Here is a 25,257-nt window from a genome sequence, read left to right as displayed (position 1 = left end):
TACCTAATCGGCTTAATTCGAGTGTTTGATACGGGTTTATACTATCAGGCTATCTTTTATTCCATTCTTTTTTTATTCCTTATTGTTCTCTCATTTTTTAAGTCTAAAATCAAAATTTCAATAAAAGTCCATTCACTTGCGCTCGTTTTTTCAGCACTGACGATATTTCAAGTTTATCACATCAGCCTGATTGGGGCATTTTGGGGGTTGATGCCATTGATGATTTATTCCTTGGTTGGATTTAAAAAAACCTCTATCACCTACTTCCTAGCCTTCGGTATCTACCTTTATTTTATTGGGATTGGGAGTGTGCAGGGTTTTATAATTCCTGTAAGAGACTTGAATCATCTCTTGCTTGAGCCAACAGGGATGATCTCTTCCATTACCTCCATCATGTTTATAGTTTATTTGATTTATGTTTCTGCAGGTAAACTTTTTGAATATTATGCCAATGCAAATTCAGAATTGCTGGAGTCTGAGTCTCGTTTGAAGTATCAAATCAAGAAAACCCCTGTACCCATAGTCATTTCTTCCAATGAAGGTGAACTGATAGATTACAATGAGGATGCTGAAAAATTATTTGAAGTAGAAGGCCAAAATCTAAAAGGGTTCCTTGCTCAAAATCAATATAGAAATCCGGAAGACCGAAAGGTATTTCTTGCACATTTTCAGCAAAAAGGTTTTGTAAAAGACTTTGAAGTGGAGATTCTGAGCCTTAAAGGAAATAAAAAGATAGTCTCCATTTCAGCTATTCCTTTTGAGGATAAAGAAAAAGGAATAGTCCTTCTGACGGTCTTCCAGGATATCACGGACCGCAGAAAATACGAAGATCAGCTGGAACTCTACAGACAAAATTTAGAATCATTAGTCCAAAAAAGAACCCAACAACTCGAAGAAAGTAATGCCAGAATTCAGAATATAAACAAAGAAATTTCCGAAAAGAATCTTCAACTTGAACATACCCTTCTACGACTTCAGGAAACCCAGACACAGTTGATTCAACAAGAGAAAATGGCTTCCTTGGGAACCTTACTGGCAGGGGTCGCTCATGAAATCAATAACCCGCTGAACTTCATCATGGGTGCATCTACTGGACTCACTGAATATTTCAATGAATTCGGAAGTGAAAATCCAAAACGTACAGATTTATTCTTAAAAAGTATTCAGACAGGACTCGAAAGAGTCACGGCTATTGTAAAAGGATTGAATCTCTTCAGCAGAAACAATGAATCCATGGGAGAAACATGTGATCTTCATGCCATATTGGATAACTCGTTTTTAGTACTTCATTCAAAATTTGAAGACAGAATTAATCTTGAAAAAAATTATACTAAAGAACCTCTCTTGATCAACGGAAACGTAGGGATGCTTCATCAGGTATTTACAAACCTTATCAACAATTCAATCTATGCGATCGGAGGAGGTAAAGGCTTGATTTCTATAGAGACTGCCATAAATCATAATCAAGCCGAAATCACAATTAAGGACACAGGAAGTGGTATGAGTAAAGAAGTGTTGAAAAAGATCACGGACCCTTTTTTCACCACCAAACCTCCAGGAGAAGGTACCGGCTTGGGATTGTCAATTACCTATTCCATTATTCAAAAACATCAGGGCATGATTTCCTTTGAATCCGAAATTGGGGAGGGAACGAATGTTAGTATCTTATTGCCTCTAAAAAGCTAGAAATGAAAACCAAACCTAAAATACTCTACGTAGACGATGAACCCATGAATTTGGAATTGTTTGAGGCAAATTTCAGCTCACTTTACGAGGTTATCATTTCTACTAACGGATATGAAGCTTTTGAAATTTTACAGGAAAATGGTGATTTGAAGGCGGTGATTTCAGATTTGAAAATGCCGGAGATCAATGGTTTCGATTTTGTTGCCAAAGTCAAGGAAAGCTTTCCTGAAATGAAATGTTTTCTGATGTCTGGGTATGACTTTGATGAACAAATTGCCAATGCCATAAACACCGGACTGATACTTAGTTACTTTATGAAACCGTTTGACTTAAACAAGATTAGATCGACCTTGCGAATGTACCTAAATGAATAAAATTGCAGGTTGTGATTTACCCCTTTTAATTACAAGTAGATGATTGACCCAATTAAAATTTTGCAGGTGGCTCGTTTTCAAAATGAATCCTGAAATGGATTCCGTAAAAAAGAAGCTTTCACTCTGAATCATACTTTATCATTGCTTCAGAAAATCCCAATTTTAAGTGATGAAGAACTATTTGATTTTTACTGCCACAAGCTTGGTGTTTCTTTACTCCTGTTCCCCTTCCAAAAAGGAATTTGGGTCGGAAATCTCCACGGATGCCAGTCAGATACTCAAAGGCAAGACAATATTTGAACAGCAGTGTTCAACTTGCCATAATTTCAATGAGGACGCAATTGGTCCAAACTTAAGCGGACTCACGAGGCAAGTGGAAACGCAATGGATTCGTAATTTCATCAAAAATCCAGCGGCTTCCATCGAAGCTAAAGATCCTCGTGCCGTCGAGCTTTTAGCAAAATACAAAACACAGATGCCTGGATTTCCTGCTTTGACAGATCAGGATATTGACGCATTGCTCAGCTACATGCATACGTTTGAGACTTTGCCGATCCCAATCAGCGGAGATACTACCTCCAATCTGATTCCTGAGAAAATCCAAGACTCCGGGATCAGACTCGAACTTGAACTTTTCGCCCAATTACCAGCTTCAGACACCGTACCTCCTTTGGCCAAAATGACCAAAATGGAACCTATTCCTGGAACTGACCGCCTTTTCATCAATGACCAGCGGATCGGTCTATATGAAATAGAAAACCAACAACCTGCTCTTTTCCTCAATCTAAAAGAAAAACGACCTGCCATGGTCAGCAAGCCAGGCTGGGCGACCGGAGTGGGTAGCTTTGCGTTTCATCCTGATTTTGAAACGAACGGACTTTTCTATACTTCTCATACCGAACCCGGGGGTACGGCTCCTTCAGATTTTGGCTACACAGATAGCCTTAATGTCTTTATGCAGTGGGTGCTCACCGAGTGGAAAGCAGAAAATCCCAAGGCCAAAGCTTTCAAAGGAACAGACCGTGAAATTCTAAGGATCGACAATGCATCCCAAGCCCACGGTATGCAGGAGTTGACTTTTAATCCTTTTGCCAAAAAAGGAGATCCGGATTATGGCCTACTCTACATCGGTTATGGTGATGGGGGTACTGCCGAAAAGCGCTTTGCGGCCATCTCCAATCATCAGGGAAAAGGAATCTACAGCAGTATTTTGAGAATCGACCCTGCCGGAAAAGACGGCAAAAACGGAAAATATGGAATACCAAAAATCAACCCGTTTGCCGGAAAGCCAGGAATGGCGGGAGAAGTGCTAGCCTATGGCTTCAGAAATCCAAATCGAATCTTTTGGGATGATAAAGGAAATCTTCATGCTACTGATATCGGACAGCATAGCATCGAGGAGATCAACCGAATCGAGCCGGGTAAATTCTACGGTTGGCCAGTTCGTGAAGGTACTTTTGTGATTAATCCTTTCGGAAGTTTTCGCGCGCTTTATCCATTGCCAGAGGATGATGCTAAGTTTGGAGTGACTTATCCTCTGATCCAACTGGAACATGACGAGACTGTGGCAGTCATTGGCGGGTACATAGTTTCAGAAGGCCCGTTGAAAGGAAAATTTGTGTTTGGAGATGTGCCTTCGGGCAGATTGTTTTTTGCAGACCTAAGCGAATTGCCCAATCCGGTTACCCAATCTTGGGCTGTAACTTTCGGAGGAAAGGAAGTCTCCATGAAGACTCTTGTCAATCACGATCGGGTCGATCTCAAATTTGGTCTTGATGCCACTAAAAAGCTCTATATCATGAGCAAAACGGAAGGCAAGATCTATAGGGTAAAATAAGGAGCTCTACAGTTCATTTACATTTAATGTAAGTTCAACTCAACAATTCATCACCTCGTGTATCTTGAAGGCCCCTAAAAAACCTATGAGCCCGACAAAATTTGATTATGAATTGTTTTTTGAGTTGACAGCGGACCTTTTTTGTATCGCCGGTTTTGACGGCTATTTCAAAAAAATCAATACTTCTGTCTCTAAAGTATTGGGCTATAGTATGGAAGAACTATACAGTCGCCCAATCAGTGACTTTATCCATCCCGAAGATAAAACTACCACGACTAGAGTGAGGGAGCAGTTACTCCAATCAAAGCCGCTTTTGAATTTTGAAAACAGATATTTGACAAAAACAGGAGAGACGGTATGGCTTTCGTGGACCTCCATGCCTGTCAATAGTCAACAAGTCGTTTTTGCGATTGCCAAAAACATTACTCATCAAAAAGAAATCGAAGCTCAGCGTAACTCACTTTTGACCCAACTGAGTCAACTGAATCAGGAATTGAAGCAGCTTACCTTCTCTACCTCACATGACCTTCGGGCACCTGTGAATAATCTACTTTCAGCATTTGATCTGCTGGATGCTGAAAAAATTAAAGACCGGGAGACACTCGAACTCATTCAATTGGTCAGAAATTCAGGTAAAAAACTTTCTTTTACGCTCAATAAGTACATAGATGTGCTAAAGGAACGGCACGAAAAAGAAGCCTCTATCGAATCCATCATCCTGACTGAAGTGCTGAGTTCAGTTTCAATTTCAATCAAATCTCTGATCGATTCCGCAAAGGCGACGATTACTTATGATTTTGCGGAAGGTGACACGGTAGATTTTAATCGAGAATACCTTGAAAGCATATTCCTCAATCTCATCACCAATTCAATCAAGTATGCCCGCCCGGAAGTCTATCCGACAATTCACTTTTCTACCAAATCAATAGATGAAGCACTCCAACTAAGCGTGGAGGATAATGGTCAGGGAATGGATCTGGAAAAAGTGGGTAGTCGTATTTTTAAGCTGAATCAATCCTTTCATGGTAACTCCGACAGCAAGGGAGTAGGATTGTACTTAGTATACCATCATGTCACTTCACTTGGAGGCAAAATCGAAGTGGAAAGTGAGGTAAACAAAGGAACAACATTTAGAATTAGTTTTCCTTAACATTACCAGCAAAGCAGACGTTGCAGATTTTTTTAACATCAGAATTCCCAAGCTATCAAATCAACTCCACTAATCTTTTCATATTTATTTTTTATACACATGAAAGATCAATCAGTAACTCTTTATGTACAAAAAGGCACATTTACTATCAAATCAGACCAGGAAGAACATTGACAGACTGGAAAAAAGGAGTTTACGGTTTAGATTGTATTCTTAATCAAGTACTTGATAAGGAATCTATGGAACTAATTGGACAATCTTTAGGTCCGATTTAGGTCAAAAATCCGGAGAAAATGCCAAGCAACTGTTTTCAAATTGCCATCAACCAAGAGCTTGGAGTGATTGTCATCAGCTTTCAGGGAAAGATCTTTCCTAAGGATATGGTGGATCTTCTTGGCGAATTATTCAATCATCAAGACTATAGAATCGATTTTCCAACTGTATATGATTTTTCCGGAAGTTCAGCTATCGGATATCAAATTGATGTCATGGCCTTTGTGAAGCGACTTGGAGAATTCAGGAACACTGGTTCGGTTCATAAAAGAATCGGCGTCATAGTAAAAACGCCTAACCAGAAGTTTCTAATCAATGTTTTTTTAAAGTTTGCTTCTTCTTTCAATTTGGAGATAAAAGTCTTTGATGAGTCGAGCCCTTGTGTTGCTTGGATGAAAGAAAGCATCGAGGATCAGGAAAAGCTCAGTCAGCTACTTAAATCCAATAAGGAAGAATTGGCCAGGAGGTTGGAATCTTTGGCATAATGTGCTTCAAAAAGAAATAGCCTCGAATGAAGATTCGAGGCTATTTCTTTTTCTAGTCTGTGCAGATTTCTATTTATACATCAATTCATAGTACTCTTTCGCCATCCGATTACTTTCAAATTCATAGCGCACATCATGCATACCTGCCTGCACAATGTCTCTCCATTTTCTCTTATTGCTGTAATAGAGCGGTAAAATTTCTCCTTTCAAGATTTCATACAAGTGATGTAAATCATGCTCGTCCTGATCTTGGATGTTGAGATTATGGTAGTCCGCCTGAGGCACGATGAAGCAGTTTTCCCCATGTCTGGCAAACTCACAAATCCATCCGTCAAAGGTGCTGAAATTAACCGATCCGTTCATAGAGGCAGTCATCCCTGAGGTGCCAGATGCTTCACGAGGTACGCGGGGATTGTTGAGCCAGATGTCAGAGGCTTGCTTTAGCCGCTTGCTCAGGGCGAGTTCGTATCCTACGCAGACAGCCACGTTTTTGTAGCGCTTGCTCAAATGGACCAGAGAGTTGAACACAGAGATTGCGCCATAGTCCATCGGATAAGGCTTGCCTGCCCAGATGATTTGTATGGGATGTTGGGTATTACTGACCAGTTCTTCAAACTTCTCCATGTCCCGAGTGATCAACTCCGGTCTTTTGTATGCGGCAAAACGTCTGGCCCATACGATTGTGAGCACGTCAGGGTCCATGATTTTACCGGTTTGGTCGGCTACAATATCGAAGGCACGCTTTTTTAGATATCGCTTACGATCATCGAAGCCCTCGTTGTCGGCCTCCTCCATAAAACGGTAAAGCTGCTTATCTGCCCAATATTTCCAGTTTTGGGCATTGGTAATGGATTGGATCTCCGGGATGTCGGAGTATTCTCCCCACATCCTGCGGCTTACTTCACCGTGAAGCTTACTCACACCGTTGGCAGCATGTGCAAATCTCAAAGCGGCCAAGCTGTGATTAAACATCGAGCCTTCCATTCCTGTGAGAGCCTTGACTTCGTCGATGCTGTGACCGTAGAAGTAGCTCATTTTATTGCAGAGGTAAAACTCGTGCTTTTCGTTACCTGCTTCTTCGGGGGTGTGCGTAGTGAAGACCAGTCGCTTTTTCACCTCCTCTTTATTGCCGAATTTTTTCATCAGGAAAAAGACGCTGCTTAATCCGTGCGCTTCATTGAGGTGATAGACATCAGGATTAAAGTTGAGTTCGTCTACCAGCTTGGCACCGCCGATTCCCAAAATGATCATTTGGGCAATTTTTGCAGCAGTATCAGCATCGTAAAGTTTGTGAGTGATGGTCTGACTGAGGTAGTCATTTTCTGGCAGATCTGTGCTTAGCAAAAATAATGGAGCACTTCGGAAGGTATCTGGCGCCAAGTACCAGGCTTTTACCCAAACCGGTTGATCATGCACAGGTACCGTAAACTTGATACCGGTATCCTCGAGAAAACTGTAGTTTTTTTCATACCACTCTGGCTTAAGTGTCTGATCTTGATTGCGGCTTTGGTCATAGTAGCCATATTTCCATAAGATTCCGATTCCGATTAGGTTTTGCTTCAGTTCGTATGCACTGCGCAAATGTGACCCGGATAGGAAGCCTAATCCTCCACTGTAAATTTTCAAAGGCTGATGGATCGCAAACTCCATGGAGAAGTAGGCCACGGACTTGGAATATTCAGACGCAGGTTCATAAGGAACCTTGTAGTTTCTAAAGTCGGTCATAGGTAACGAGAAATTAGGATGACAAATAACTGCGTGAAAGTTACGAAGGATTGGCCATTGGGAGGCCAGAAATTAATTTTTACCGGCGATGAAAAAGACACCGTGAATGAGATAGGCCCCTACGAATGAAACCGGTAAAACGATCGCTAAGCCTATCATTAACTCAAAAGGGAACAAATTATGTGAACTCGGATCTACAATCATATCTGCAAAAATCCGAGAAAGCATTCCCAGCATTACTCCTAAAGAAACCATCAAGGCATTCCATGCGGGTTGGTTTTTTCTAAAGATGCCGATAAGAAGTGTTGCTGAAAATGCTCCGGGAGCCTTGATGGAGAACAGCGAATGATACAGCGCATTTCCTTCTGAAAAATCTGTTGTCCAATAGCCGAAGGCACCAATAAATGCACCTAGTAGTATGGGTAAAAGGTTTGATTTTTTTCTCATAAATAAAAAGACTTGGACTTCAAAAAGGGGAATCTTTCTGATAAATCCAAGTCTTTTAGAGCTTTGAGTCCAAGGATTAAGCTATGGGAAGAGCTTTTCTGGCTTCACGATCCGGATCATTTTTGACTTCACAGGTGTCATTCAGGATCATCGTTTCCCCTTTTTCGGTCGTGAATTTGGGCCAATTGGGTAGTACACCTGCGTTTGGATTTCCGGTTTTCATAAAGGCTAGCAAAGAGGTTGACATTTTCTCGGAAAGCAATCTGGGGCGTTTACCTCCACCGGTATGAGTATACATCCGGTCGGTATTGTCATACCAGAAGCAAATGTCTATGCAGTGAAAAGCGCGCATTCTGCCATTGTAAAGATTGGGCTCCCAACCAAACCAAGCCATATATACTGGGGCTTTTTGTTTGGCTTTTGCATTACCACAGGCCACTGCATTGGCGCGGTTGGATGCGGCAAGGGTCATAATTTCTGCAGGTTTTTTCCCAGGAAAATTGGCTGCATAAGCCCGATATACTTCAGCGGATTTGTCACCAAATCGCTGTTTCATGGCTTCAATGATCTCGGTTTCACCCGCAGCTTCCAATTGTGGATTGGTGCGGGTAGCCCCCCACTCGTGAAAGGTCGTGCAGATCATTAGCGGCATGTCAGCCGTATGGTCGTTGGGATTGGAAAAAAACTCCCCTTTCGGCACATTGACTCCATCCGCCACAGGCCCAAATCCCCCTCTGAATCCGGGTTGTGGGTTTTCCTTTCGCATACGATCCAGTGCTTTATTGGCAATATCGATGTATTCTCTCCAGGGAATTTCCTGAAGCTTATCCACATTATCCGGCGTCAAACCAGCAGCTTCCAAGACGTATCGGCCCAATTTTCTGGCGTAATCCTGATCATTCGCTTTAAGCATCGATCCGCTAAGTGCAACACCCTTATGAACCAAACCTTTGGCTGCCGGCATCGACATCGTACAAGTGACTTTGGCGCCTCCGCCGGATTGTCCCATGATGGTGACATTTCCCGGATCACCTCCAAAATTGGCGATGTTGTCCCGCACCCAGTGAAGCGAAGCGATGATGTCGAGTTGGCTGACATTACCGGAGGAAGCATATTTCTCTCCTCCTACTCCGGAGAGGTCGGTAAATCCAATAGGCCCTAATCGGTGATTGATGGAGACAAAGACCACATCTTTGCTTTTGGCGAAATTCTCTCCGTGGTAGCCATCCTGTTCGATTCCGTTACCGTTGGTGAATCCTCCTCCGTGAAGCCAAACTAATACAGGTCTTTTTTTCCCATCAGCCAATCCATTGGTCCAGACATTCAGTTTGAGACAGTCTTCGGAGACATCATCATAGTTCCAATGATCTGCGAATGAATAATGAACAGCCGCATAACGATTGTCCATGATCTGAGGCGCAGTATTTCCCCACCAGATGGTATCCTTGATTCCTTCCCATTTTTCGGGTTTTTGAGGAGGCATAAATCGATTTTTCCCTGCAGTATTTGCACCATAGGGTACACCTAGGAAAGTGTAAACACCATTCAACTGGTAGCCACGGATTTTACCGAAGCTGGTATCAGCGATGGCAATATCATCTCCGATTTTCAGGTATTGCTCATCATCCCACGCTGGTGTAGATGGAGTGATTGGTTGTGCACCTACTGTAAATGGAGCTGCTGCAATCCCGGCTGTTCCCAGTCCGATTTTTTGCAAAAAGTCACGACGGTTATTTTTCATGATTTAGAAAGGGTTTAAGAGTCAATTTCTATTGTCTCAATATGAGAAAATGATTGATTCCTTCCTAATTCAAAATGACCTATGGCAGAATTGATGACTTGAAAAAAAGAGACTTAGAGATTTTTGAATAAAGATCTTTACCCGATTTTACCGTCCCCGTTGATGTCTTTTCCACTTTGCTCTTCGAGGATTTTGAGCGTTTTGATCAGTACTTCCTGAGTTTTGCGAAGCTCATGTTCCAAATAGGCCACCCGGGCTTCTAGGGTAGAGGCCCGGGTGCTTTGTTCAGAGATTTGGCTTTGTTGGAGAAGATTCCAGAATAGTCCCATAGTGATTTAGTGAAGTTTGAATGGAAGAATAAGGATCAGCTTGTTTGGCGAATAGATACCCGCAAATCAGTTTTGGAGATTGGAAGCTGACGGATTCGGATTCCTGTAGCGGCAAAGATGGCATTGGTCACAGCAGGAGCGATAAATGGGGTACTAGGTTCGCCTGCACCTCCAGGGGCATTTCCTGAGTTCAGGATGTGGGTTTCTATTTTAGGGGCCTCACTCATTCGTGGCACAGGATAGTTGTGAAAATTACCCTGTGCCACGGCACCATTTTCGATGGTGATCTCTCCGGTCATGGCCGCTGCCAATCCGTAAATGATCCCGCTTTCCATCTGCGCCGTGAATCCATCCGGGTGAATGGCAAATCCCGGATCTGCTACGCAAACGACCCGATGTACTTTGACTTTTCCTTCCAAGTTGACTTCCACCTCGGCCACTTCGGCCACGACTGACCCAAAGGACTGTCCTATAGCTACTCCTCTGCCCCAATTGGCAGGAAGGGGACTCCCCCAGTTTGACTTTTCATAAGCTAATTCTAAGACAGCCAGAAGTCTCGGATGATCTTTGATCAGGGATTTTCGATAGGCAACTGGGTCTTTTTTGGCAGCATGAGCCATCTCATCAATGAATGATTCGCTCAAAAACCCGTGTGTGGAGTGATCCACACTTCGCCAATTGCCCCAAGGAACATGTGAAGGAGGACTGGAATACTGGATCAATTGGTTGGGTACGGCATAAGGAATGTCCGCAGCCTCAGGCGGATGATGCTTGAAAATAAATTGATGGGAATACGCTGTAGGAATACCAGATTCGTCCAATCCCGCCTTTAGTCGGCTGAGGGTCGCTTCCCGATAGAAGTCGTGTTGGGTGTCCTCTTCACGCGACCAAATCAATTTGACCGGATAGTCCACTTCTTTGGCGATCAGGATGGCCTGCTTGATCACATCAGTCTCCGAGCGTCTTCCAAAACCTCCTCCCAAAAGCTGATTATGTACGGTTATCTGATCCAATTCCAACTCTAAGACTTCGGCAGCTGCGGCTTTGACTCCGAGGGGATTTTGGCTACCACACCAGATTTCGCATTTTCCAGGCTGTACCCATGCGGTACAGTTCATCGGTTCCATGGTGGCATGTGCCAAGAAAGGTAGCTGATACTCGGCGTCGATCAGGACCTTTGCTTCCTGAAGGGCTTTAGATGCGTCTCCATTTTTGAAGTGGGTTTCAAGATTTCCTTCAGCGTGGTCGGTATCCATGGCCTGTCGGTATCTCGATAAGATTTCGGCTTGATTTAGGCCATCATTTTCTGTGGATTCAAACGAAATCGGAAGTCTATCCAGAGCTGTTTTCGCCTGCCAATATCCTTCAGCAACTACAGCGACAGCATCGCCTAAGTTTACAATCTTGAGGACTCCAGATTGACCTGAGCCGACAGTGGTATCCACAGATTTCACTTTACTTCCAAAGACCGGAGCTGCTTTGACCGTGGCGTATTTCATTCCGGGTACCTGTACATCCATTCCAAACTTGGCTTCTCCCGTCACCTTGGCCGGAATGTCCAATCTCGGCAACGAGGTGCCCATAAGGGTAAATTCCTTTGGTGACTTCAGCTTGGGATGGCTTGGGGTTTTGACCTTGGCAGCTGCGGGTGCCAATTCACCAAAGGAGGCACTTCGGCCACTGTTTGCATGCTTGACGAAACTCTTTTCGGCTACCAGTTCTTCAGCCGGCACTTTCCAAGTGTCTGCCGCAGCTTGTAGGAGCATCGCTTTTGCTGCTGCCCCTGCGATGCGCATGGCATCTTGTCCGGTGAACCGTACCGAGGCGCTTCCTCCTGTGATTTGGAAGTTGAGGGACTTTACTGCTGTGAGGAAAATGCCATTGATGGTTTCATCAAGGAATTTGGGGAAATGGGCATTACCTGCGATAAAACCCTTTGCAATCGAGTAATTGGCGTATTCTTTTTCCGCAGGAGCCTCTTCAAATTTCACTTTTGACCAATCTGCATCCATTTCATCCGCTAGCATCATTGCTAGGGCGGTATGCACTCCCTGACCCATTTCGGCATGAGGGATGATGGCAGTGATAGTGTTGTCCGGGGCGATTTTCAGCCAGATATTCATGACGGTCTCTCCTTCGGAAGCGATCAAACCGGCAACTTTAGAAGCTCGGTTACCGGGACGGATAGCTATTCCCAGCACCAAGGTGCCACCAGCCAATACTCCAGCTCCAATAAATGCGCGTCTAGTCCATTTTTTCATGTTCAGCTGGATTAAAGGGTAGAAGATTGAAGTGAGGCCGAAGCACGCTTGATGGCAGATCGGATCCGGCCATACATTCCGCAGCGACAGATATTTCCAGACATGGCAGCATCAATCTGCTCATCGGTAGGATCAGGATGCTCGTTCAGAAGTGCTACGGCGGACATGATCTGACCGGACTGGCAATACCCGCATTGAGGGGTTTGCTCGGCAATCCAGGCTTCTTGCACGATGTGGAGGGTGTTTGGATTTTTTGCAAGTCCTTCAATGGTGGTGATCGATTTCCCCTCGGCACTGATCGCGGGAGTGATGCAGGAGCGGATGGGCTGCCCGTCCAGATGAACCGTGCAGGCCCCGCATTGGGCGATTCCGCACCCAAACTTAGTTCCAGTCAATCCGCATTGTTCTCTGATAGCCCAGAGTAAAGGCATGCCATTTTCGGCATTTACTTCATACTCTATTCCGTTGATCAGCAGTTTGGTCATTCTTTTTGAGTTTTGTTGAATTGGGAACTGGGCTTTGGAATAAAGATGATGATGCCCTTTCAATTATTCAAGTGAAGAGAAATCCAGATTAAGTGAATTTCCAATTTTCGCCACGTGAATTGTCCACTAGATTTCAAACCTAGAAGCAAGCGAAGTGTTCAGTCAAGTAAAATTGAAGTGGGTCTTTCTAAATAAGTTTTGGTAAACCCTGATCTTTCCTACCAATCAAAATGAAGTCGTTGAATCTCTAATTTTCCTAAATGGTGGTTTGCCTTAAAAATGATACTTTGGGCCACCTATTCAGATGTAACCCATTCGTAATGATGAAAAAACTCAGTATCCTTTTTCTTGCGCTGCTATCTTTCCAGGCATTCTCCCAAAAAGTCCCCATTTCCAGTTCGGTCAAAAAGGCCATGAACCAGATCGACACGGTGACGATCAGAAATCATATTGCCTACTTGGCGGATGATAAACTGAAAGGAAGACTTCCGGGTACCGAAGGCTACCAGATGGCGGTAGACTATGTGATCGATCAATACAAAAAAATAGGTGTGCAACCCGGTGGTGATCCCGGTCAATACACCCAAAAGCTTTTCCTCCGAAAAACAGTCGTTCAAAATTCCTCCGCCAAAGCGGTGCTGAAAGACCCCATTGGAAACGTGGATTCTTTGATCTTTGGAAAGGACTTTATGCCTGTTCCTCATCCTTTATCTTCAAAGGCTTCAGGAGAAGGCAAACTCGTCTTTGTGGGCTATGGAGTGGATATTCCTGGTCTTTACTCTGATTACGAAGGTGTGGAGGTAAAAGGGAAAGTAGTGGTTTTTGTAGCCGGAGTTCCCGATGGCATTCCCGCTTCGACCCTGGTTTCTCACTTTTCTAGTCCGGGAAATAAAATGAACACGGCCTTTGCCAAAGGTGCTGTGGGAACCATTATGGTTACGTTGGGAGCTAACTTCTCCAATTCCAATCCCATGCTTCAGTCCAATGTGGCGTTGAATCCTGAGAAAACCACTGCCTATGGTCGGGGATTTGTCGGAAATCTGGGCTTTGCACTCAACGGTAGCAGGTCGTTTCTGACAGGGTTGTTTTTGAATTCGGGAAAAAACCTCGATCAGGTGTTGGCAGCTATTAAAGCTCGAAAGAATTCCTCTTTTGAGTTTCCTTACACCTTCTCAGCCAGCTACTCCAATACTCACAGTGAGTTTGAAAGCTACAATGTCATCGGTCTGATTCCGGGCACTGATCCTAAGTTGAAAAATGAATATGTGGTGCATTCGGCACACCTAGACCATGTGGGAATAGGCAGACCGGAAAATGGCGACTCGATTTTCAATGGTGCCCATGACAATGCTTCCGGGGTGGCGTCTCTTTTGGAAATCGCCCGAGTCTATGTCAATGGAAAAGCAAAGCCTAAGCGCTCTATCCTCATTGTGATGGTGACCGCAGAAGAAATGGGTTTGGTGGGTTCGGCTTATTTCGCCGCTAAACCTTCTGTGCCCAAATCATCTATTGTAGCCAATGTCAACACCGATATGCCTACGGTGATTGCTCCCTTGCTTTCGGTGGTTCCATTGGGTGCTGAGCACTCCAGCTTGATGAACAATGTGAAATTTGCAGCAGATTACCTCGGATTGGATGTGGAAAAGGATCCTGAACCCGAGCAAAACCGATTTGTCCGTAGTGATCAATACAGCTTTGTGGTCAGCGGGATTCCAGCGTTGCACATCAAGTATGGCAACAAATCCAACATTCCTGGATTTGATCTGGATAAGTTTGTGAAGGAATGGAGAGCCAAGTACTACCACCGTGCCGCCGACGGAATGGATGGAATCTTCAATTTCACTGCAGCTAAAACGTATGTTCAATTGAATTTTCTGATCAGTTATTCCATTGCAAATACTTCTGCCAAGCCTATTTGGAATTCTGGCGATTTATTCGGCGCTGGAGTAAATTGATTTTGCCCTATTAAAGACGCGATAAAGCGAAAAGACCCGGCAGGTTTCAAAACTTGCCGGGTCTTTTTGATTTAATGTTTGTGATCCATTCGGTGCTTTTTCAAAATATCCTCACCAAAGTCATTGCCCTTTTCTCTCCAAATGCTGTGGATATGATTGGCATTGTCTAGAAATCCGACGTTGTCGTACTCGATCAGAAAGTCTGGAGAATGAACGATGTAATAATGGGCCTTCATCGGTTCGTAGCTACCGATCCAAGCAAAATATACAGAATCCATTCCTCGGGCATGTAGCTTAGCGAGGTACTCTTCGGCTTTCTGTTGGTCCAGATTGCCGATGTATTCTTCGATCAGGTAATGAAGAATTTTTTGTTGGCCTTCGTTGAGTTCGGAGCCTTTAATGCCTCGGAATTCCTCCAGCCACTGTGGTCGATCGGGACTGGTAATGATGTCTCCTGGTACTTTTTCGCTTAGGGTTGCTTTGACTTTTTGTGTGTCATCCAAGGCATTGATCAGCCAAAACCCGTAATCCTCTTCCTTGCTGAGCGGTCGCAATCCCGCATATTGAGTATCCTCGACGATAGCCGGATCCGAACCCATAAACAGCGGGGTCATGGTGATCAAATCACCTGCTGCAGTGATATTGATGGACAGATGGTGTCCTTCAAACTTTAAGCCCCAAATATCCTCGGTTTGTGGATTTCCTGCGATAGCCACATAATAATTACCATAATCCCAGTTGAGCTTTCGGATAAACTGCATGCTCCGCTCATTGACCTTACCTTGCTGAAACTGGATTTCGAACAACTCATGTAGAATGTCATCAACTTGCATGATCGCAAAAGTCTTCAGGTATCCTTGTGAGCTAAATAGTGAGCTCAGTACTTTATGAAACGCGATTTTGCTTTTCTCCGAAAGGTCGCCGTACCTTAGCCCAGACCTGGCTTGTAGCCCGAGAGGCAGATTGGTCCATTGGGTTCTAGCACTGTCAGCAAAGTCAATAAAAACAGAGTCCTGCTTCGGCTTTTCGAGCGTCTGAATAAAGCTGATGGTGGCAGATTTGACTTTTTCGGCACTTTGTGCCCAAGTCTGCCAAGTAAGGAAGAGTAAAATCAGCGAGAAAAAGATCTTTTTTATCATGGATGGGATGTGGAAAGTAGGGAGGAGATTTTCATAGCTAATAAAAGGTAGGCGAAAAACTTTTCTTTTTGGCAATACCCGGCATAATTCAACTTCCGAAGTGTCTAAACTTATTTTCCAGAAACAGGATTTTAGGAATTCAATGGGAGGTGGATGAAAAAGCTGGTGCCTTCGCCTACTTTTGATTCAACTTTCAATTCTCCCCCATGGGCTTTGATGATGTCATAACTCAGACTCAGTCCTAGACCTGTTCCTTTTCCGGAGGGTTTGGTAGTGAAGAAAGGTTGGAAAATTTTTTCTCGGATAGCTTCAGGTATTCCAGGGCCATTATCACTCACCGTGATGATAACCTCTTTAGAGGTTTTTTGAGTACTTATGGTTACTTGAGGTTTTGCCTTTTGGCCATTTTCCCCATAGTCAGTATCGGTACTTCCTGGCTCACGAGGCTGTTCTGCGCAGGCATAAAATGCATTATTAATCAGATTGAGCAATACCCTTCCAATATCTTGTGACACTACATCTACCAGGGGCAAAGCAGTATCCAAGGCTGTTTTAAAGTCTGCATTAAAGCTTTTGTCCTTTGCTCTCAGACCATGAAAGCTTAATCTCAGACATTCATCTGCCAGCTGATTGAGGTCAGTAGGTTCTTTTTTGCCTTCACTTTTTCGGCTATGTTCCAGCATCCCTTTCACGATGGAACCGGCTCTTTTTCCGTGGGTATTGATTCGATTGAGGTTACCTTTAAGTTCTGAAGCAAGAAATTTTGCCTCCTCAAGATCACCTTTTTCTATTTCTTGGTTCATCTCATCCACCAGCTCCATGCTGAGCTCAGAGAAATTGTTGACAAAGTTGAGCGGGTTTTGAATCTCATGGGCAATCCCCGCGGTCAACTCACCTAATGAGGCCATCTTTTCGGATTGGATCAGGAGCTGTTGGGTGGATTTAAGTTGGGTAAGGGTATTCTCAAGGACCGTGTTTTTGGTCTCGATTTCTGAATTTTTTTCTTTCAGACTTTGAAAGGCTTTGTTGAGGTTATTGCGGTTTCTGTAGACCAAAAAGAGAATCACCAAGAAAGTAACAAGTCCAAGAATACTGAGATAAAAAAGCCATTGTTGACGTATGGTAGCTTTTTCAAATTCCAGAGTTCTTTTAGAAAACTCATATTCAGACTCCAGTGCTGTGGCGAGCCGTTTACCTTGGGTATTGTTTATACTGTCACTGAACTGCTTGAAAAGCTTGTACTTTTCCAGAGCCCCTTCAAAGTCGCCCTGCTTTTCCAGGATTTTGGCCAACAGTTCATTTGCATTTCTGAGCTGCATGGGTTGCCCCATTCGCTGTGCCTGATTTAGGCCTTCATTGACGTAGTAAAATGCTTCCTGATATTTTTCCTGCTTGAAAAATAAGTCGGCAATACCAATCGAAGACTGTGAATAAGGTACTCCGTACCCCTTGTCTTTGGCAATTTCGATGGATTGGCGAAAGTAGGCTTCTGCTTTTTCAGCACTGTCCAGAGCTGCATAGATTCCTGCCAGTGTTCTCGCAGTCATTTCAATGTACTCAGGACTATTAAGCTCCAACGCCGAGCGATGCCCTATTTTCAGATTTTCCAAGGCCTGAAAAGGCTTGTTTTGCTTTAGTTCTACATCTCCGATATTATTATAAGCCAAAATTACCCTGCCTTGATTTCCCAGTTTTTGGTAGATCTTTAGCATTTCTTGGTACTTGGATTTGGCCTCATCCAGTTTTTCCTGCTCAAAATAGATCGAGGCGATGTTATTCAGAGCGGCAGCTTTTACATACAGATTCCCGGAGGTTTCTGCTCCTTTGATAGCTTCATAGAATTTGCTCAGCGCTTCTGCATAGTTTCCCAGATTGTAATGAACCAGGCCGATGTTATTCAGAATTCCGGGCACTAGTTTTTTATCCTCAAGACTTTCGGCAATCAATAGGGCGTCTTGGTAATATTTCAGAGAGCTGGCAAAATCTCCTTTGTTTTGAAGCGCATTTCCATAAATTTTCAATGCCTCTGATTCGCCTTTTTTGAAACCGGCTTTACGGCAAAGAGCAACCTGCTTTTCCAAAAACTGAAATGCACTGTCCGGATTGGTTTCGGCAAGCAAAAACCCAAGTTCATTGGCCTTGTTTAGGTAAATGGTGTCCTCTATATGGTTTGATTTCTTAGCCAGCAATTCTAGCTCTTTTTGAAGTTCTTGCAAGCTTTGGGCATGGGCTTGCAGGAGACCATTTATACACAAAAAGCAAAGAACCAAACCTAGGATCAGACTAAGCCTTCCAATTTTAATCTTATAATCTTTATCAAAATGATACCTCATGGGTGTCAAGAGTAATGGAAAGGGCGGTCAATGGATTCGAAAGTAATAAAGTTTGGAAGGATTCCTAAACAACTTATATTTAGGAATATACTATTTGCACTTTAAACTTACGACCATGAAAAGATTTTATGCTGAAGTTTTTAACACTTGGACGCTGCTATTGACAGCAAAATTGATCACAGAGCTCAAATCAGCGGGAGGAGATGAAGAGGAGACTTTATCAGAGGAAAGTTCAGATTCACAAGAATCGGATGATTCTTTGGATGATTCTGACTCGGAAAGCTTAGTAGATCCAGCTCGCACCCGGGTAGTAGACCCGGCACGCACGAGAGTGGTAGATCCGGCAAGAACCTGAGCGGGATTTATGAAATGGGAAAAAGAAAATATGAATATCCGCAATCTTACCAGCAAGTAGGTCATCGGCTATAAAGACCGCGGATATTCGTCGACTGACCACAGACGACAGTCCACTGCACCTCTATTCGTACTTCAAACCTTGTTTTATTTTGTTAATGGTAGAAAAGCGGATAACCAGAAAAGAAAAAATAAACCTAAGCGAAAGTTCAGCTTAGGTTTATTTTTTAATCACATACAGGAGATTTTGCTGACCCGATTTTGGTGCCTTCCTCCTTCAAAGTCGGTAGTAAGGAAAATCTCTGCCAACTTTTCGGCCAATTCATAAGAAATAAATCTTGCCGGAATAGCCAATACATTGGCGTTATTGTGCTGACGGGAAAGTGCTGCGAGGTCCTCATTCCAGCAAAGCGCTGCTCGGATTCCTTGATGTTTGTTTGCTGTGATGGCTACCCCATTGCCACTTCCGCAGATGACAATCCCCTGCTCAAATTCTCCACTTTCAATTGCAGTAGAAAGCGGGTGTACATAGTCGGGATAATCAACTGAATCAGTGGAGAAAGGTCCGAAGTCTTTCACCTCATAACCCAAATCTGTTAATTTTTGAATCAACTTTACTTTGTATTCAAAACCTGCGTGGTCACCTCCGATGGCTATTTTTTTGGACATGGGTGAATTGGTTTAATTCTGATTTTCGGAAGCCCTTTCTTGAGCTAGTTTAATTGCTTTTTTCTTTTCCAATCGTTTGGCAATCATGATTCCGATTTCATAGAGAACCAGAATCGGCATGGCGATAAGCAACTGACTGATTACATCCGGAGGAGTAATGATTGCAGAAACCACCAAAATCACCACGATCGAATGCCTTCTGTATTCTTTCAGCATCTTGGAGGTAACCAATCCTGACATGGATAGAAAATAGACCACCACAGGCAATTGAAACATAATCGCAGAAGCCAAAACCAACATCGTCAATGTGGTGACATAGGAAGTGATGTCAAACTCATTGAGGATGGTTGGATCAAGTTGGTAATTTGCAAGGAAATTGATTGATAATGGAGAAAGTACATAATACCCGAAAGCGGCTCCTGACAAGAAGAGGAAACTCACAAAAAACACGGCACCTCGTGCTGCATTTTTTTCCTTATCATAAAGGCCAGGGCTGATAAATCTCCATATTTCCCAAAACACATAAGGAAAGGCAACCACAAAACCGACTACAAGACTTGAAGTCATGTGCATGGTAAACTGCCCAGTCATTTGCCTGCTTTGAAGCGTAAACGGTAATTCGTCTATACAAAGTGCCGATATTCCAAAGTAATTTCCCAGATCACATAGCAATCTGTAGGTCAGGAAATCAACCTTGGATGGACCTAGGATGATGACTCCGAATACAATGTCTTTTGCCAAGAAGGCAATGATGGTGAAGATGAGAATTGCTGATACTGACCGGAGGATATGAAAGCGGAGTGCTTCCAAATGATCCAAAAAGGACATTCCTTCTTCTTCCTCTTGATATTGATCTAAGGCCACTTTGGGAATCTAATAATTAGTACAAAGGAAATTGAACCATCCAAGCATTGACTTCTGACCTGATCGAAGCAAGTTCTGCCTCGTTGGAGTGGTTTTGTAAGGCTCGGTCAATGAGGCCTACGATTTTTCTCATATCGTCCTCTTTCAACCCACGGGTAGTGACCGCAGCAGTGCCCACACGCATTCCCGAAGTCACAAATGGGGACTTGGTGTCAAAAGGCACCATGTTTTTATTGATGGTGATGTCCACTTTGCCAAGAGTCTCTTCGGCAAGTTTTCCTGTCAAATCTTTATTGCGTAGGTCGATCAGCATAAGGTGATTGTCTGTGCCACCGGAAATAATCTGGTATCCACGAGATACGAACTCTTCTGCCATTACGGATGCATTTTTTTTCACCTGTATTACATAATGCATGTATTCGTCTGAAAGGGCTTCTTCGAACGCCACTGCTTTTGCAGCAATGATGTGCTCCAATGGCCCACCTTGAGTGCCCGGAAATACGCCCATATCGAGAAGCGAAGACATTTTTCTGATTTCGCCTTTTGGCGTAGTCAGTCCCCAAGGATTGTCAAAGTCTTCTCTCATCAAGATCAAACCACCTCTTGGACCTCTGAGGGTCTTATGTGTGGTAGTGGTCACAATATGGCAATGCTCCAAGGGATCATTGAGCAATCCTCTGGCAATCAATCCTGATGGATGTGAAATATCAGCAAGTAGGATCGCGCCAACCTCGTCTGCGATGGCTCTCAAGCGCTCGTAATCCCAATCTCTGGAGTAGGCAGAAGCTCCGCAAATGATCATTTTTGGCTGAACGGCCAACGCCTTCTCTTCTACTTTGTCATAGTCAATTACTCCTGTAGCTTCTTCCACGCCGTAAAAATTCGCCTGATAAAGCTTTCCGGAAAAGTTTACCGGAGATCCATGGGTCAAGTGACCGCCATGAGAAAGGTCAAAACCTAAGATTGCATCGCCGGGCTTCAAACATGCCAGCATCACAGCGGCATTTGCCTGTGCACCGGAATGTGGCTGGACGTTGGCCCAGGTAGCTCCAAAAAGCCTCTTGGCTCTGTCAATGGCAATCTGCTCGATTTCATCCACTACTTCGCAACCACCGTAATAGCGCTTGCCAGGAAGGCCTTCTGCATACTTATTCGTCAAAACGCTGCCTGCGGCCTCCATTACTTGTTTGGAGGTGAAGTTTTCTGAAGCAATCAGTTCGATGCCTCTCTTTTGTCTGTCTTCTTCTCTGTCAATCAGATCAAAAACAAGCGAATCTCTTTTCATAATCAGGGGTTTGAAAGCAAGGTAATTCAACCGGAATATTCGTCCAGTCTCAAGAATAGGAGTCCAAAAATAGCCCTAAAGTCCCTATTATCCAATGTAGAAACCAAGATGAAAAAAGCTTAATGCTGAAAATGCAGATACGGTCTTTCAGATTTAAAAAAAACTCCCTCAATCGTGTTGAAAAGCCGCTTTCTGATGGTTTTCCCAAGTGTTGAGGAATGAAAAATTTGAGCGAATGAACAGATTTTGTTGGATAAAGACGAAATTGGTTTTCAGAATAGAGCGCGATGATTGATTTCAAATACAGACCGGAAACCTACTTTTCAGAAGAAACTACTTCCGTTTTGCTGGCAAGGCTGCATTATCCAGAAAGTACTTGGGGAGAGCAAATCAGCCTTTATGCCCATTTTTTGGAAGGAAAAATCCAGTTTGAAGCAGTCGATTTCTATGGAAACGACTACATCCTCTATCCGGGAAGCTGTTGGGAACCGCTCAACCTGGATGAAATCATTTACCTCATCGAAGGAATGCAGCTAAACAAAGACACTTGTGAGGGCTCGATGGAGTTGGTGCTTGATGGAATCCCCGAAGTGGAAAGCAACTTTTATCCAGAGGTTAAGAGGTATTTTGAGGAAAAGCGAAAGAGCTTTGGCCTGGAGTAATAATCATATCTTAAAGAATTAGCTTGGCCACCAGTCTAAGGGTTTGATTAAGGTGGACTGCTTTAGCATTTAGCCCTCAATTCCTCAATTATTTTTAAGTTATTCAAAATTAAGGCTAAGTTTATTCTGACATGACCGGAGCCATCATTGCCATCGCTTGCCTGTTTTTGGGGTTGACACTCCAAAAAGTTGAGCTTTTTCCGGCTAAAAAAGCAGCTGCTTGGGTGCAGTCTTACCTCATTCATATTGTTCTTCCTGCATTAGCCTTACTCTATATTCCAGCGATCCAGCCTTCTTGGGGACTATTGCTTCCGGTATCGGTAGCTTGGTTTACTTTCTTACTTTCTTGGGCTGTTTTTGGATATTTGGGTAAAAAGAACAATTGGGGAAAAAATATCACCGGTTGCTTGATTATTGTGGCGGGACTGGCCAACACTTCTTTTTTGGGATTTCCAGTGATCGAGGGTCTCTATGGCAAAGAAGGATTGCCAATTGCCTTGTTGATTGATCAGGGAGGCTCGTTTTTGCTAGTTTCCTCTTTATCGATTTTGGTTGGTTCTATTTATGGAGATCACAGTGAAAGCTTAAAAAAAGTCCCGATAAAGATTTTAAAGTTTCCTCCCTTTGGGTTTTTAGTTGGCACCTTGTTGATGAGTGTCTTTCAGATCAGCACACCGGAGGTGCTGATTTCCATGTTACAGTTGATTGGTAAGACCATGCCTTCCATGGCGCTTTTGGTGATTGGCTTGCGGTTTTCTGTGGACCTACAGTCTATCACTTCAAGATTTTTCTGGTATGGATTAGGCTACCGATTGCTTTTAGCACCGGCAATAGTATGGCTGGTTTATTCTCAGGTGATGGACAAAGATTCTCTGGAGTTTAAAGTCACCGTATTGGAAAGTGGGATGGCCCCCATGATTACAGGATCAATCATTGCCATGCAGTTTGGACTTCAACCCCGCTTAGCCACGTTACTTTCTGGACTTGGCATGCCGATATCAGCCATCACACTGGCAATTTGGTACTTTTTATTGGGCTGATTTATCCCCAAAATTCATTCAATACCTCCAAGAAATCGGAATGAATAGCAGCATTGCTGGCTACGATTTTTCTTCCGAAAATGTAATCTTCCCCCCCTGCGAAATCGGTCACTTTTCCTCCGGCTTCTTGTACGATGATCGCACCAGCAGCTACATCGTAGGAGTTGAGATTATATTCAAAAAAACCTTCTGTACGCCCTGAAGCCACGTAGCAAAGATCTACTGCTGCCGAGCCAAACCTTCGCAGCCCGTGAGTCTTTTGCATGAGCGATTTCATGGAATTGAGGTATCGGTCGATCAATTCAAAATTGTAATAGGGAAAACCCGTAGAAATCAGGGAAGCGGATAAATCAGGGGCATTACTTACTTTGATAGGTGTGTCATTGCAAAATGCTCCGCCGCCTATCATCGCGTAAAAGCATTCGTGACGATTGACTTCATAGACCACCCCCATGATGACTTTTTCCTCCTCCATCAGGGCAATGCTCACCGAAAATACAGGAATACCATGGATAAAATTGGTAGTTCCATCCAGTGGATCGATCACCCAATTGTATTTTTCTCCCTTGGTGGTATTGGTACCTTCCTCGGTAATAAATCCAGCCTCCGGAAAAATTGCACTTAGCTTTTCTACGATTTGTCTTTCAGCTTCCTTATCGACATAGGACACCAAGTCATTGAATCCCTTGTGTTCTACTTTTTCCACATCAAAATGCTGCCTTTCCTTTCGGATGAATGCGCCTACTTCTTTGGCTATTTCCTGCGTTTGTTCGAGCAGTTTGCTGAGGTTTTCTGTGGTAATCATAGGGATGTAGTGGTTATCTCAACGTGAATCTCTGTCTTATTCTAGTGTCTCGCTTATTTATCCTTTTTCCAGGCAGCTTGTTTTTTCTCCTGCTTTTCTTCTCTAGTCTCTTTGAGTTCGGGCTTCCCTGCTACCACAAGTACGATTTCCCCTTTGAGGGGATTGGATTCATAGTATTTGATCAGTTCAGACAGACTTCCTCGGACATTTTCTTCATGTAGTTTGGATATTTCCCGCGAGACGGATCCTTGTCTATCGTTGCCAAATGCCTCTGCCAATTGTTCAAGTGTCTTCAGCAAGCGATGAGGGGATTCGTAAAAAATCATCGTACGGGTCTCTTCTTGCAGGGCATCGATTCTGGTTTTCCTTCCTTTTTTATGAGGCAAAAAGCCTTCAAAAACAAACCGATCATTAGGCAACCCGCTACTAACCAAGGCTGGTACAAAAGCTGTGGGACCAGGAAGACACTGCACTTCCAGTCCGGCGGCAATTACCTCTCGCACAAGTAGGAAACCGGGATCCGAAATGGCAGGAGTGCCCGCATCACTGATGAGGGCAAACACCTCCCCCTTTTTCATCCGCTCCACCAATTTCTCAACGGCTTTGTGCTCATTGAAAATGTGGTAACTCTGGAGGGTTTTTGTGATTTGAAGGTGTTTCAAAAGTATTCCGCTGGTGCGCGTATCTTCTGCCAAGATCACATCCACTGATTTGAGGGTGTCGATAGCGCGAAGGGTAATATCCTTCAGATTGCCAATGGGAGTAGGCACCAAAAAAAGACTTACAGATAACTCACTCATTGGAGGATTCGGTCTATTTCTTTGGCCAGGTAGTGATCCTTTTCGGTAACTACATTGCCAGCGTCGTGGGTGGTCAGTTCAATTTCCACGGTATTGTAGACATTGCTCCAGTTGGGATGGTGGTCAAGTTTCTCTGCCAAAAAAGCCACCCTAGTCATGAAGGCAAAGGCCTCCTGAAAGTCTCTAAATGTAAACTTCTTCTTCAGCCGGTTATTTTCTTCAATCCACATCCTGTACTACGGTTAGTTACAATGAAATCACTCCTTCTATTTGAGATGCCTTTTCATAGACATCGATCACAAAGTCTGCACTCTCAGCCATCAGGTGAATAGTGGTACTGACATATTTTCCCCCGCTGCTTGGTTTGAGACTCATTTCATGTTTTGGAAAAAGGGCACCTATTTCCTGTTCTTTTCCCGAAGGAACAATAAACTTAAACATGTAAAGCATAGGAAACGGACCCACTGCCTCCAGCTTTTCCTTGAAGGCGATTTTATCAAACTTCTTTTCCATGGCCAAAAATAACCCTTTCTTTCAAGATTCCTGAAAAACAAAAAA

The 25,257-nt window shown here is 43.6% G+C and carries 24 protein-coding genes; 9 read left to right on the top strand and 15 right to left on the bottom strand.

Features of this window, described 5'->3' with window-relative positions; genetic code table 11:
* The first annotated feature begins 210 nt into the window (after positions 1-210).
* From ACFPIK_RS07245 to ACFPIK_RS07225, 5 genes are all read left to right on the top strand, one after another.
* Entirely contained in the window at positions 211-1,686 is a 1,476-nt protein-coding gene (locus tag ACFPIK_RS07245) for a PAS domain-containing sensor histidine kinase (RefSeq protein WP_377913716.1), read from the top strand.
* Positions 1,687-1,688: 2 nt separating this feature from the next.
* Positions 1,689-2,060: a response regulator gene (locus tag ACFPIK_RS07240; RefSeq protein ID WP_377913714.1), complete on the top strand. Its 372-nt coding sequence runs from the start codon at positions 1,689-1,691 to the stop codon at positions 2,058-2,060.
* 169 nt (positions 2,061-2,229) lie between these two features.
* Positions 2,230-3,897, top strand: a complete 1,668-nt coding sequence (locus ACFPIK_RS07235; protein ID WP_377913712.1) for a PQQ-dependent sugar dehydrogenase — start codon at positions 2,230-2,232, stop codon at positions 3,895-3,897.
* 85 nt (positions 3,898-3,982) lie between these two features.
* Positions 3,983-5,047, top strand: a complete 1,065-nt coding sequence (locus ACFPIK_RS07230; protein WP_377913710.1) for a PAS domain-containing sensor histidine kinase — start codon at positions 3,983-3,985, stop codon at positions 5,045-5,047.
* 293 nt (positions 5,048-5,340) lie between these two features.
* Entirely contained in the window at positions 5,341-5,805 is a 465-nt protein-coding gene (locus ACFPIK_RS07225) for a hypothetical protein (protein WP_377913708.1), read from the top strand.
* Positions 5,806-5,874: 69 nt separating this feature from the next.
* Here the strand turns inward: ACFPIK_RS07225 and glgP are convergent, their stop codons facing one another.
* The 6 genes from glgP to ACFPIK_RS07195 form a co-directional block, all read right to left on the bottom strand.
* On the bottom strand, positions 5,875-7,530 hold the full coding sequence (glgP, locus tag ACFPIK_RS07220) for an alpha-glucan family phosphorylase (RefSeq protein ID WP_377913706.1): 1,656 nt from the start codon (positions 7,528-7,530) through the stop codon (positions 5,875-5,877).
* 72 nt (positions 7,531-7,602) lie between these two features.
* A complete protein-coding gene (locus tag ACFPIK_RS07215; protein ID WP_377913704.1) occupies positions 7,603-7,977 on the bottom strand; it encodes a hypothetical protein in 375 nt (124 codons plus the stop codon).
* A gap of 76 nt (positions 7,978-8,053) precedes the next feature.
* Positions 8,054-9,718 carry a carboxylesterase/lipase family protein gene (locus tag ACFPIK_RS07210; RefSeq protein ID WP_377913702.1) on the bottom strand — a complete coding sequence of 555 codons (1,665 nt, stop codon included), beginning with the start codon at positions 9,716-9,718 and terminating at the stop codon, positions 8,054-8,056.
* A 137-nt stretch (positions 9,719-9,855) separates the two neighbouring features.
* On the bottom strand, positions 9,856-10,047 hold the full coding sequence (locus ACFPIK_RS07205; protein ID WP_377913700.1) for a hypothetical protein: 192 nt from the start codon (positions 10,045-10,047) through the stop codon (positions 9,856-9,858).
* A 35-nt stretch (positions 10,048-10,082) separates the two neighbouring features.
* On the bottom strand, positions 10,083-12,308 hold the full coding sequence (locus ACFPIK_RS07200) for a xanthine dehydrogenase family protein molybdopterin-binding subunit (protein ID WP_377913698.1): 2,226 nt from the start codon (positions 12,306-12,308) through the stop codon (positions 10,083-10,085).
* A gap of 11 nt (positions 12,309-12,319) precedes the next feature.
* Positions 12,320-12,793, bottom strand: a complete 474-nt coding sequence (locus ACFPIK_RS07195; RefSeq protein WP_377913696.1) for a (2Fe-2S)-binding protein — start codon at positions 12,791-12,793, stop codon at positions 12,320-12,322.
* A 320-nt stretch (positions 12,794-13,113) separates the two neighbouring features.
* On the opposite strand from ACFPIK_RS07195, the gene ACFPIK_RS07190 reads away from it, so the two are divergent.
* Complete coding sequence (locus ACFPIK_RS07190) at positions 13,114-14,748, top strand: M28 family peptidase (protein WP_377913694.1); 1,635 nt, start codon at positions 13,114-13,116, stop codon at positions 14,746-14,748.
* A 71-nt stretch (positions 14,749-14,819) separates the two neighbouring features.
* Here ACFPIK_RS07190 and ACFPIK_RS07185 read toward each other — a convergent pair whose 3' ends face one another.
* The gene (locus tag ACFPIK_RS07185) at positions 14,820-15,887 is read right to left on the bottom strand and encodes a DUF3500 domain-containing protein (protein WP_377913692.1); all 1,068 of its coding nucleotides are present in this window, start codon (positions 15,885-15,887) and stop codon (positions 14,820-14,822) included.
* A 131-nt stretch (positions 15,888-16,018) separates the two neighbouring features.
* Positions 16,019-18,103 (bottom strand): tetratricopeptide repeat-containing sensor histidine kinase, encoded by a 2,085-nt coding sequence (locus ACFPIK_RS07180; protein ID WP_377913690.1) that lies wholly within the window; start codon positions 18,101-18,103, stop codon positions 16,019-16,021.
* Positions 18,104-18,335: 232 nt separating this feature from the next.
* Here ACFPIK_RS07180 and ACFPIK_RS07175 point away from each other — a divergent pair, with 232 nt between their 5' ends.
* Complete coding sequence (locus ACFPIK_RS07175) at positions 18,336-18,575, top strand: hypothetical protein (protein ID WP_377913688.1); 240 nt, start codon at positions 18,336-18,338, stop codon at positions 18,573-18,575.
* Between the two features lie 230 nt (positions 18,576-18,805).
* Here the strand turns inward: ACFPIK_RS07175 and rpiB are convergent, their stop codons facing one another.
* The 3 genes from rpiB to ACFPIK_RS07160 are packed head-to-tail and all read right to left on the bottom strand — an operon-like array spanning position 18,806 to position 21,392.
* Positions 18,806-19,243: a ribose 5-phosphate isomerase B gene (rpiB, locus tag ACFPIK_RS07170; protein ID WP_377913686.1), complete on the bottom strand. Its 438-nt coding sequence runs from the start codon at positions 19,241-19,243 to the stop codon at positions 18,806-18,808.
* A 12-nt stretch (positions 19,244-19,255) separates the two neighbouring features.
* Complete coding sequence (gene tatC / locus ACFPIK_RS07165) at positions 19,256-20,107, bottom strand: twin-arginine translocase subunit TatC (protein ID WP_377913684.1); 852 nt, start codon at positions 20,105-20,107, stop codon at positions 19,256-19,258.
* A gap of 16 nt (positions 20,108-20,123) precedes the next feature.
* Positions 20,124-21,392, bottom strand: a complete 1,269-nt coding sequence (locus tag ACFPIK_RS07160; protein ID WP_377913682.1) for a serine hydroxymethyltransferase — start codon at positions 21,390-21,392, stop codon at positions 20,124-20,126.
* A 287-nt stretch (positions 21,393-21,679) separates the two neighbouring features.
* Here ACFPIK_RS07160 and ACFPIK_RS07155 point away from each other — a divergent pair, with 287 nt between their 5' ends.
* Both ACFPIK_RS07155 and ACFPIK_RS07150 read left to right on the top strand, forming a co-directional pair.
* Positions 21,680-22,054, top strand: coding sequence for a UDP-glucuronosyltransferase (locus ACFPIK_RS07155; protein WP_377913680.1), 375 nt, complete (start codon positions 21,680-21,682; stop codon positions 22,052-22,054).
* 131 nt (positions 22,055-22,185) lie between these two features.
* Positions 22,186-23,094: an AEC family transporter gene (locus ACFPIK_RS07150; protein ID WP_377913678.1), complete on the top strand. Its 909-nt coding sequence runs from the start codon at positions 22,186-22,188 to the stop codon at positions 23,092-23,094.
* Position 23,095: 1 nt separating this feature from the next.
* Here ACFPIK_RS07150 and ACFPIK_RS07145 read toward each other — a convergent pair whose 3' ends face one another.
* From ACFPIK_RS07145 to ACFPIK_RS07130, 4 genes are read right to left on the bottom strand one after another with little or no spacing between them, the layout of a single operon-like run.
* Positions 23,096-23,899: an inositol monophosphatase family protein gene (locus ACFPIK_RS07145; protein ID WP_377913676.1), complete on the bottom strand. Its 804-nt coding sequence runs from the start codon at positions 23,897-23,899 to the stop codon at positions 23,096-23,098.
* Between the two features lie 53 nt (positions 23,900-23,952).
* Positions 23,953-24,699 carry a 16S rRNA (cytidine(1402)-2'-O)-methyltransferase gene (gene rsmI / locus ACFPIK_RS07140; RefSeq protein ID WP_377913674.1) on the bottom strand — a complete coding sequence of 249 codons (747 nt, stop codon included), beginning with the start codon at positions 24,697-24,699 and terminating at the stop codon, positions 23,953-23,955.
* The gene (locus ACFPIK_RS07135) at positions 24,696-24,929 is read right to left on the bottom strand and encodes a 4a-hydroxytetrahydrobiopterin dehydratase (protein WP_377913672.1); all 234 of its coding nucleotides are present in this window, start codon (positions 24,927-24,929) and stop codon (positions 24,696-24,698) included. The genes rsmI and ACFPIK_RS07135 overlap by 4 nt, the downstream gene beginning before the upstream one ends.
* Positions 24,930-24,945: 16 nt before the next feature.
* Positions 24,946-25,212, bottom strand: coding sequence for a DUF493 domain-containing protein (locus ACFPIK_RS07130; protein ID WP_377913670.1), 267 nt, complete (start codon positions 25,210-25,212; stop codon positions 24,946-24,948).
* Between the last annotated feature and the right edge of the window lie 45 nt (positions 25,213-25,257).

Origin of the sequence: Algoriphagus aquatilis (assembly GCF_042657405.1) — a bacterium.
GTDB classification, from domain to species: Bacteria; Bacteroidota; Bacteroidia; order Cytophagales; family Cyclobacteriaceae; genus Algoriphagus; species Algoriphagus aquatilis.
This window is presented reverse-complemented; position numbering and strand designations above follow the sequence as displayed.

Coding starts and splice junctions, on each gene's coding strand:
- ACFPIK_RS07245 (WP_377913716.1), top strand. CDS start 211: ATGCCATTGATGATTTATTCCTTGGTTGGATTTAAAAAAACCTCTATC.
- ACFPIK_RS07240 (WP_377913714.1), top strand. CDS start 1,689: ATGAAAACCAAACCTAAAATACTCTACGTAGACGATGAACCCATGAAT.
- ACFPIK_RS07235 (WP_377913712.1), top strand. CDS start 2,230: ATGAAGAACTATTTGATTTTTACTGCCACAAGCTTGGTGTTTCTTTAC.
- ACFPIK_RS07230 (WP_377913710.1), top strand. CDS start 3,983: ATGAGCCCGACAAAATTTGATTATGAATTGTTTTTTGAGTTGACAGCG.
- ACFPIK_RS07225 (WP_377913708.1), top strand. CDS start 5,341: ATGCCAAGCAACTGTTTTCAAATTGCCATCAACCAAGAGCTTGGAGTG.
- glgP (WP_377913706.1), bottom strand. CDS start 7,530: ATGACCGACTTTAGAAACTACAAGGTTCCTTATGAACCTGCGTCTGAA.
- ACFPIK_RS07215 (WP_377913704.1), bottom strand. CDS start 7,977: ATGAGAAAAAAATCAAACCTTTTACCCATACTACTAGGTGCATTTATT.
- ACFPIK_RS07210 (WP_377913702.1), bottom strand. CDS start 9,718: ATGAAAAATAACCGTCGTGACTTTTTGCAAAAAATCGGACTGGGAACA.
- ACFPIK_RS07205 (WP_377913700.1), bottom strand. CDS start 10,047: ATGGGACTATTCTGGAATCTTCTCCAACAAAGCCAAATCTCTGAACAA.
- ACFPIK_RS07200 (WP_377913698.1), bottom strand. CDS start 12,308: ATGAAAAAATGGACTAGACGCGCATTTATTGGAGCTGGAGTATTGGCT.
- ACFPIK_RS07195 (WP_377913696.1), bottom strand. CDS start 12,793: ATGACCAAACTGCTGATCAACGGAATAGAGTATGAAGTAAATGCCGAA.
- ACFPIK_RS07190 (WP_377913694.1), top strand. CDS start 13,114: ATGATGAAAAAACTCAGTATCCTTTTTCTTGCGCTGCTATCTTTCCAG.
- ACFPIK_RS07185 (WP_377913692.1), bottom strand. CDS start 15,887: ATGATAAAAAAGATCTTTTTCTCGCTGATTTTACTCTTCCTTACTTGG.
- ACFPIK_RS07175 (WP_377913688.1), top strand. CDS start 18,336: ATGAAAAGATTTTATGCTGAAGTTTTTAACACTTGGACGCTGCTATTG.
- rpiB (WP_377913686.1), bottom strand. CDS start 19,243: ATGTCCAAAAAAATAGCCATCGGAGGTGACCACGCAGGTTTTGAATAC.
- ACFPIK_RS07160 (WP_377913682.1), bottom strand. CDS start 21,392: ATGAAAAGAGATTCGCTTGTTTTTGATCTGATTGACAGAGAAGAAGAC.
- ACFPIK_RS07155 (WP_377913680.1), top strand. CDS start 21,680: ATGATTGATTTCAAATACAGACCGGAAACCTACTTTTCAGAAGAAACT.
- ACFPIK_RS07150 (WP_377913678.1), top strand. CDS start 22,186: ATGACCGGAGCCATCATTGCCATCGCTTGCCTGTTTTTGGGGTTGACA.
- ACFPIK_RS07145 (WP_377913676.1), bottom strand. CDS start 23,899: ATGATTACCACAGAAAACCTCAGCAAACTGCTCGAACAAACGCAGGAA.
- rsmI (WP_377913674.1), bottom strand. CDS start 24,699: ATGAGTGAGTTATCTGTAAGTCTTTTTTTGGTGCCTACTCCCATTGGC.
- ACFPIK_RS07135 (WP_377913672.1), bottom strand. CDS start 24,929: ATGTGGATTGAAGAAAATAACCGGCTGAAGAAGAAGTTTACATTTAGA.
- ACFPIK_RS07130 (WP_377913670.1), bottom strand. CDS start 25,212: ATGGAAAAGAAGTTTGATAAAATCGCCTTCAAGGAAAAGCTGGAGGCA.